At 35.1% G+C, this 7,934-nt stretch carries 5 protein-coding genes; 2 read left to right on the top strand and 3 right to left on the bottom strand.

All coding sequences use genetic code 11. The annotated features are described in order from the left end of the window. Positions 1–250 (top strand): histidine kinase (locus HPY60_10930; protein ID NPV51690.1); only part of this gene is annotated, 250 nt, incomplete at its 5' end. 179 nt (positions 251–429) lie between these two features. Here HPY60_10930 and HPY60_10925 read toward each other — a convergent pair. From HPY60_10925 to HPY60_10915, 3 genes are all read right to left on the bottom strand, one after another. Next, positions 430–3,597, bottom strand: a complete 3,168-nt coding sequence (locus HPY60_10925) for a DEAD/DEAH box helicase family protein (protein ID NPV51689.1) — start codon at positions 3,595–3,597, stop codon at positions 430–432. Between the two features lie 7 nt (positions 3,598–3,604). Next, positions 3,605–6,658 (bottom strand): site-specific DNA-methyltransferase, encoded by a 3,054-nt coding sequence (locus HPY60_10920; protein ID NPV51688.1) that lies wholly within the window; start codon positions 6,656–6,658, stop codon positions 3,605–3,607. A gap of 367 nt (positions 6,659–7,025) precedes the next feature. Continuing rightward, positions 7,026–7,493, bottom strand: a complete 468-nt coding sequence (locus HPY60_10915) for a hypothetical protein (GenBank protein ID NPV51687.1) — start codon at positions 7,491–7,493, stop codon at positions 7,026–7,028. A gap of 89 nt (positions 7,494–7,582) precedes the next feature. On the opposite strand from HPY60_10915, the gene HPY60_10910 reads away from it, so the two are divergent. After that, the coding region (locus tag HPY60_10910; GenBank protein ID NPV51686.1) for a hypothetical protein at positions 7,583–7,934 on the top strand (352 nt) is incomplete at its 3' end.

Raw genomic sequence — 7,934 nt, 5'->3', positions numbered from 1 at the left:
CAGCATCAAGTATGCATTTCCTGATGGAAGAGGCACCATAACCATAGGTATGAGAAGGGCCGACGGTTCAGTAGAACTGGTGGTGGCAGATGATGGTGTGGGCCTTCCAGAGGATATTGACCCCTCGAGTACCGATACCCTTGGACTTAAACTTGTGAGTCTCCTCACCGACCAGCTGAACGGTAAGATGACACTAGATGTGGATAATGGTACGAAGTTCAGTATGGTTTTCAGGGACAGGTATGAATAGGTTGCAGCCATTAACCATACCTTCGTAATAGTGACGTTACGAATCCACATGGTCAGAATAAACACCTAGGTAGTACTATTTAAAGAAATGTTATTTAAAGGTTAAGGTGGACTACAAGTTTTTTCCAGGATAATCTTTATTTCTACGACAAAGTCATGATTACCTGGCCTCTGCCACAATCAAAATTCCATGCCTATCTTCTCAAACATTTTTCCTATATAATCGCCATGTTCCTGAAACAAGATGTTATGATCCTCAAATTCCGCCAAGGCATCTTTGTCATCAATTTCGGAAAATCTGCCATTTTCCCATGATTTCTTTATTTTGCTGTACTCGGATACCGATACAATGAAAGCATCCAGTTGTAAATCAACACTCCCATCTTCATTTACCCTATCTTCAATACGCTTAATGAATTTGCATAATTGAATTTTCTCATCCTTGAAATTCCCCAAGTTTCTGATACCCTTCGGATCAACAAAAACCATATACTGCTTATCTCCATCTTTAAGCCACAAAATGAAGTCTGGATAGAAACCCGCACTTAAGAAAAACCCAACCCCCTTTTTGGAAAGATTTCTTAATAAAAACAGATCTTTATCCTCAAATAAATCTTTTCTACTCTCCAAGAAATCTCTCAGATCCTCCACAAACTTTGTTTCTCCCTCATTCAACTTCACAGGGATTGATTTTATCTCTTCTTTATTTTCTTTCCAGATTATCAAAGGAGTGTAAAGATGGTTGTCAAGATGGACAATGAAAGAATCCCATTTTTCCCAAGAATCAGGCACCATGTCCCCATTATACCCTTCAAGCTGCTCTGTAATACTCGAAATGTCAGAGGCCAATTTTTTCGGGATTTTAAGGGTAATCTCATAGTTCTCTGGAAACATTGAGAAACTTTCCTTAGTTAGTTTCTCAACCTCTAAATAATCCATCATCTTTCTTTTTTCCATCTTTCTGTAAAATTTACTCATATAATCCTTGAGAACCATCAAAACTATTTCATGGAACTTTTCCATCCCCCTGAAGGAAGTTATTTTTAATGTGGGCCTACCATTCTCCCTTTCCACAGCTATTCCAGGGGCATCGGCCATGAAAATCTGATATCTCCTTGAGTTTATGATCTCCCTCAGGACATCAACGTCGATGAGCAGATTGAACATTCCATTGATTGTCTTATGATTTATTACTTCAGAATAAATTAGATCCCAATCAATAAGATCCAGATACTCATCAGATATTTCCACGGCCCTGTTAACGACTGTAGATACCGCTTCATTTCTCAATCCATGTGCAAATGTAATTTTAGGCCTTAAATCAAGCTTAATAGTATCCAGGATATCCAGATCAGCCTCTAACCTAACTGGATGCTCAAGAAAATCAAAGTCATCCTTTGTCTTTATTGTATATATCTTCCCTTCCCATTTTTCGCTGTTGTTAAACCTGATAGGGATCACTATTTCCTCATAATGCACTTCCTCATTCTCTATCGCTGTGAGGAATGAATTTATGTAATCAGCGTTTAAACCGAATATAAACAAGGTCTGAAGGGCTTTTAATTCATAATCAGGATTTTCTTCTCTTTTTAGAGAATAATCTTTACCTTTAAGCCTCACACCCCTCCCAAAAAGTTGTATGATTTGCGGTCCTTCACCTTTCCCCATATTTATTAGTCCCATATTGGAGACTCTCCATGAGTTCCAGCCTTCAACAAATTTTTTTGAGCCTATAAGAATGTTTATCGGTGATCTGTTCTCATTTATTCCAAAAAACAGAGATTGACTCATGTGATCCTCTTTCAGTTCAATCTCTGACTCCTCTATTAACTTCTTAAGAGAAGACACATCTCCAACGTTTATAACTCCAAAATATTTTTCTGATGTGGATGCTTTAAGCCCTATTTCACCCTCTGCATTCTTAATTTCATAAAGCTCAAGGTTCCCTTTACCATTGAAAACATTTTGAGAGATGCCTTCAACAATGTCTTCAACGGAATCTTCTCTCACAAGATCAAACTTGCCCTTGAAGATATCATTCCCTTCATCGTCAATGAGTCCTGACTGCCCACTTAGTATCTTTTCAACGATTTCTTTAAGATAATTCTCTGATCTCATTATTTTATCAAGAAATTGAATTATTCGCACCACATCGGAATTTAATCCCTTTCCAGTAACTTTACTTCCAACAAAGGTCTGCAGAGGTTTTTCTATATGGTACTCCCTCAATTCTTCCTTATTCTTTTCAAAAATAACTAATTGCTCATAGAAAGATAATAATCCCGCTGTGAGCAATAAATTTTGCTGTTCTTCTGAATAGAACTCTCTTCTTCCCTTTTTCTCTGCTTTTATGTTATAAACGTAGAAATCCTTTCCATAACCATCCATGTAAAAATACTTGTAAGAGTAATCAAAGATTATGGCTTTTGAGTATTCATCATATAATTCAATATTCATCCGGTTTGACTTTCCACCTCTTGGTCTCCCAGAGCTTGTGAATTTAATAATCTGGCCAAATGTCGCTGAATATTCAAATATAAATCCATTTTTTGCTATTTTTTCTCTTAATCCCTTCCAGGTCTGTTCTTCAGATTTTTGGCCTTTGTGTCCCTCATCAATAAAAACCAAATTTTTACCATCGAAAGAGGAGATATCTACACTCACACCCTCTCCTTTTTTCTCCTCCCTTAGTTTATGAATTTCTATAACCAGAATTTCCTCATTCCTTGTCTTTAAATTATCAATGTTCCCATCATATAATTTGCAGGGAATACCTGACAATTTTAATTCATCATAATGCTGTTTTGATAAACCCTCATTGGGTGTTATAAGGATGATGTTATCCCATGGTTTATCTGAGTATTTCAGGATCTGCCAGTAATTTATATGCATAATAAGCGTTTTCCCGCTTCCTGTTGCCATCCAGAAAGCAAGTTTTTTAAGGTCATCCTCCGTGAATACTGTTATTTCTGTCCCCTTTTCATTGTTAAACTCCTTCAGGAAAGAGTTTAATTCATTTAAAAAGTTATGTCTGTCCTTGTAATATCTATCTAAAAATATTTCTGTAAATAAAACTGCTAAGTATTGGAAATACTTGAGATTAAAGTTTGGCTGGTTTCTATTTTTCCTTAATGTCTCTACATATCTTCTTATCGATTCATCGTATCTTAAAAGTTGATCTTCCCATCCTCCCTTTAATCCAATCAAAAAATCAGCAAAATAACTTCTTCCATGGGAGTCATAACCCTCTTCTACATCCTTCAATTTTTCCCTTAATTCGTTAAAATCATCCAAGCCAAACAGTTTGAGGAAATACTTATTTAGTACCAGGTGCTTCTCAAGTTCCATTGACATCTTATCTCACTTCCTCAAACATTAAAGATTTGAATAAATGTTCTACTGGTCTAAAGTTCTCAACTAGGGCTTCTCCATTTATGTAAATTTCATCTGGTCCGAAATCACCTATGTTGTCTTCAATAATTCTTTTATCCTTCTCAAAATCAATGTTTTCAGTGCTTCTCCAGATGATGGCTGTTCTCTTCCTTTCGTTTTCTCCGAAAACAAAAACATATTTTCTACCGTTATCCTCTAAAGTCTTATAGGTTTTTACATGCAATCCTAAAAGATAGTTGAAGGTCTCCACTGTATCCACATTAACCAATTTTGGCTGATAATTATCCATGATTTTTAGTTTATAATTGAAGGGGTCTCTAAGTTCTTCAAGATTTAGAAAAGTACTGCTGTTCCTAGTTTCCCATTCAAGCATGTAATTAACAAAGTAATCGGGTACATCATAAAGTGTTTTCTGTGGTTCTTCAAACTCAATGTTCTCCAATGAATCTTCGTATTGCTCTAAGACATGGTGTTTGAAAAATCCTCCGGCCGTTTCTGGGTTGTATTTCTCTTTAATATTATTACTTATTCCTGACCTGTCGTAAGCCAGCACCTTTTTCATTCTCGGTAAAACCACTGTCCAGAAATGATACCCCATTTCCACCCCAATCCATTTTCTTCCTAGTTTATGGGCTACCGCCGTTGTTGTCCCAGAACCAAGGAAGAAATCCATGACAAGATCCCCTTCATTTGATGTAGACTCTATGACACGTTTCAAGAGAACCTCAGAATTTTTAGTTGGGAAGTTAGGATCTTGTTCATATCCTGGAATATCCGTCCAATTATTGTTTATCTGATTAAAAAGGCTATAAATTTCCCCTTGAAAGTTAGAGGATCCACATTCAGAGCATTTTTTATCCTTCAATTTATTAGTGATTATTGCCCCGCAATTGAGACACCTCAACCGCGCCAGTTTACGCGATATTGCTATGTTTAAATTCTCTTGTGAAAATGCCCAGTGTCTTCCTTTAGGAGGATATAATTTGATTCCAAAAATTTCTCTGTGAACATTCGTCTTTTGCTCGCCAGGCATACTTAAGAAAGGCATCCATAAATATTCCTCTATTCTACTTTTTATATCAATAAAACTATTTCCATCAAGAAGTTTTTTAAGCAATCTAAGAGTCTCTTTATAACATTTTACATGATCTTTTTCTCTTTCAAGAATTTTGATGAGCCCTGTTCCTGTTTTAAAGTAAAATAGAAGTGAATCTGTTTTATTTAGCAACTTATTTTCAGATTTCCTTGTTTGCATGCCCCTTGTGATTATAATTTCATTCCTAAAATTCTTCTTCCCGAAAATTTCATTCAAAAGCATTCTCACATACATATTCCCATTATAATCACACCTTACAAAGATGCTTCCCTTTTCATTACACAAATCCCTTCCAAGTCTTATCCTGTTTTCAAGCATTGTTATCCAGGTTGCATCTTTATAATCTACTTTGTAAAGATAATCTGCTTCCTGCTCTTTGTTAAACGGCGGATCAATATAGATGGTCTGCACTTTCTCATAATATTTATTTAAAAGCAAATTCAAAGCCTGCCAGTTTTCACTTTTTATCAGAATACCATCCAAAATATCATCTAAATCATTGTTTTCTGACAAAGAACTTAACAGCCTCCACTTAAAATCTTCATCAAAGTACTTTGTATCAACTGGCAACGTCTTCCATTTTTTCCCCTCTAAAGTATTATTAACAACTAAATCATTTTCATTCCTGACATCAATCTCGAATAATTCCTTCCACTCATTTAATTGTTCTTCATTCTTCAGAATATCATCCAAAATACTTTCTAAAAACTTCTCACCTCCATATTCCTTAATTTTATCGAGGGTTATTACATAATTCGTATCAATAACAAACTTCTTCTTCTCCCATACTTTCTTCTGAAAGTTTTCAATCTGTGCTAAGAACTTGATTATCGTTAAAGCAATGCTCCTGAATGCTTTAAGCCCTATAATGTAAATTTTTAATTTATCAAAATACCCTCCATCATCTAATATCTGTAAATCTTCCAGATTCAAAAACTCATTTTTAATGTAAAAGTCCAGCTCCCTCTCCAAAAATTCTTTCAGATCTTTGTGTATGAAGTAATCTCTTGTGTTTCTTCTTGTGTACCTGTAAAGATGCCTTTCAATTAAAGTCTTATCTCCTTCTTTTCTGAAGATCAATTCCCCTATCTTTTCAGGGATTCTCTCCCCTAGGATTTTTATTGTTTCTTCATTAGCTTTATCCTGTGATACCGTGTTTCCATGTTTGTACTTCTTCTTTTCATCTTCACTTAAAGTTCTGTACTCGAAATAGATATTCAATTCATTATTTTCGTTATCGAAATCAAAGACTCTCTTATTCAAAACAAAAAACTTCTTTTCCTGTGACTTAATGTTTCCTTTTTCTTCCTCTGCTTCTAAAACTCTGAAATTAACTGTCAGAGCCCCAACCCTGAAAGTGTATTTCCTGAAATACTCCGTGGTCTTTATGTAATACTGGTCCTTATTTGCCCAATAAAGCAAAACTTCTTCACCATTATAGGGGACCATATATTTTTCATTCTTACCATATCTTCTTTTACTTATGAAATCCCCCTTATCATAATAACGGGAGAAGAAATTGATGAGATGATTGTAGATCTCTCTTTCCAGGTCTTCTGAAATTTTAACCGTTTCTATCTGCCTTTTCAAATTTTCATACTTTTCTATATCCTCAGCAAAATCTTCTCTATAAATTTCCTCTCTGTCCTTATCTCCACTTTTTAATGCCTCAAGGTATTTCTTAACACCATTTTTGGAGGACAGTTCCTTTAATTGTTCTTCCAGACCTTTTTTTTCTTCTTCGCTAAGTAAATCCAATTGATTTTTAATTTCAGTGATAAGATCCTTTTCAATAAACTTTTCAATTTCTTTTCGCCTGTAATTCATTATCCTATAAATGCCAAAGTCAAGATCCTCATTTTCGAACTGAAATATTTCCCTAAGCTTTTCTTTTAAGTCTTCCCTCAATTCATTAGACATCTCAGTTTTTGAAGCCATTAAGCCCCACCTCTATATGATTATAAAGCTGTAATAATATAACTAGTGACCACATCCTAGTTCTTGAGTAACACCTAGACACCCTTTAGATATGGAGTTTAACCATCTAATTCTTTATTGTTCTCTTTCACATAAAATGGTCCCTAAAGTATAAGAAAGTTAGATAGATAAACTAGATAAAAATGAAAGAGAAGACCTTATAAGGAGATTAGAGAAACTTTCCTCCCAGAAAGAACTTGCCAACAATGCCAAAAGAATTTTAGAACAGTTAAAATGGAATAATTGAACTACTTAGACCAGATAACCCTTAAAAACAAAATAGAGTAAATAAGTAAGTATTCTCAATTCTCTAATCTAACCTTATCGATTCAACCACTTTTTTTATCTCCTTATCATTCACAATATTCCTATTAAAGTCAAAATAATAGCCTTTACCGTTTTTTATCGTATAATAGCGATAATTCGTGCTTGTTATAGTGTATACAGCAGGATTACCATCTATACTCGTATAACCATAATTCAATACAGGTTCTCCAAGCTCAGCCTTAACCTGTTGTGTCTCTTGCAGTTCCTGATCCAAAGTCGCAGGGAATAACGTACCAGGTTCAGAGGAAATAACTCCAGAGCCATAGGAAAAGGCCATCCTACCATCAGGCGTACGGACCCAGTCTCCCTTCACCTCCCAATCTCGAGTTATATCAAATGAAACACCGACCTTTGAATCATGATAGGTTTTTGTTGGAAAAATAATCCCAATGGCAAAATATAACAATATAAGACATACTCCAACAACTACGATTTTTCCATTAATATGCATCACCCCCCTCTTAACTTTGAATTATATATATGCATATAATATATTTAGAGGTATAATATATTATAAATATAAATTAGAGATGATGACAGATGAATAGAAATCTCCTCATAATAATCCTCATATCCCTAGTTATCACCACTGCAGGCTGCACCACCAAATACCAAAAATTCTCTAATGAGAATATGTCATTCAAATACCCTGAAAACTGGGAGGCCATGCCAATACTGGATGACGTAAGCCTAACAGAAAGGGAGGGTGATGGTAGAATCTTCATCAATCCCACCCTTGAGGATCTAGAAAGTTTCAAATCATGGTATGGGCAGAGCGCAGAGTATGTTGGTGAAGAAAAAATTGGAGGAGTAACCTGCTATAAATATAAAGTTGATCATGGAGGAACCTACATTTTCCAAAAAACAAATACCGTCTTCCTTGTAGTATACG

It is taken from the genome of Methanofastidiosum sp., assembly GCA_013178285.1.
Lineage (GTDB): Archaea > Methanobacteriota_B > Thermococci > Methanofastidiosales > Methanofastidiosaceae > Methanofastidiosum.
This window is presented reverse-complemented; position numbering and strand designations above follow the sequence as displayed.